The organism is Geodermatophilus sp. SYSU D01186, assembly GCF_054050215.1.
This window is the reverse complement of sequence record NZ_JBJGYW010000076.1, coordinates 1-1084: the sequence shown is the minus strand read 5'-3', so window position 1 is coordinate 1084 and position 1084 is coordinate 1. Positions and strand designations below refer to the sequence as shown.

Below are 1084 nucleotides of genomic sequence, written 5' to 3'. Positions count from 1 at the left end.
TGGACGACGAGGACCGGGAGAACGAGGGCGATCTGATCTTCGCCTCGGAGCTGGCCACGCCGGAGCTGGTGGCGTTCATGGTGCGCTACACCTCGGGCTACATCTGCGTGGCCGTCACCGAGGAGGACGCCGACCGGCTGGACCTGCCGCCGATGTTCCGGGTCAACCAGGACCGCCGGGGCACCGCCTACACCGTCACCGTGGACGCCCGCGAGGGGGTGTCCACCGGCATCTCGGCCACCGACCGGGCGCACACCATCCGGCTGCTGGCCGGCTCGGAGACCACCTCGGCCGACCTGGCCCGGCCCGGGCACATCGTGCCGCTGCGCGCCCGCGACGGCGGCGTGCTGCGCCGGCCCGGGCACACCGAGGCCGCGGTGGACCTGGCGGTGCTGGCCGGGCTGCGGCCCTCGGGCACGCTGTGCGAGCTGGTCAGCGAGAAGGACCCGATCGGCATGGCCCGCGGGGAGGAGCTGCGGGTCTTCGCCGACGAGCACGACCTGTGCCTGGTCACCATCGCCGACCTGATCGCCTACCGGAAGCGGTTCGACAAGCTGGTCGAGCGGGTCGCCGAGGCCACCGTGCCGCTGGCCCCGGGCACCTTCACCGCGGTGGGCTACCGCTCCTCCTACGACGAGCGCGAGCACGTCGCGTTCGTCTACGGCGACATCTCCGACGGCTCCGACGTGCTGGTCCGGGTGCACTCCGAGTGCCTGACCGGCGACGTGTTCGGCTCGCTGCGCTGTGACTGCGGCCCGCAGCTGCAGGCCGCGCTGGCCGCGGTGGCCCAGGAGGGCCGCGGGGTGGTGCTCTACATCCGCGGGCACGAGGGCCGCGGCATCGGCCTGCTGCACAAGCTGCAGGCCTACCAGCTGCAAGACGCCGGGGTGGACACCGTCGACGCCAACCTCGACCTGGGCCTGCCCGCCGACGCCCGCGACTACGGCACCGGCGCGCAGATCCTGGTCGACCTGGGCGTGCACACCATGCGGCTGCTGACCAACAACCCCGCCAAGCGGGCCGGCCTGGAGGGCTACGGCCTGAAGATCACCGGCCGGGTGCCGCTGCCCAGCCACGTCACCGC

Annotated in this window: 1 protein-coding gene; it reads left to right on the top strand. The window is 73.2% G+C overall.

All coding sequences use genetic code 11. The annotated features are described in order from the left end of the window. On the top strand, positions 1-1084 hold a 1084-nt coding region (locus ACI784_RS25220), incomplete at both ends, for a bifunctional 3,4-dihydroxy-2-butanone-4-phosphate synthase/GTP cyclohydrolase II (RefSeq protein ID WP_457015335.1).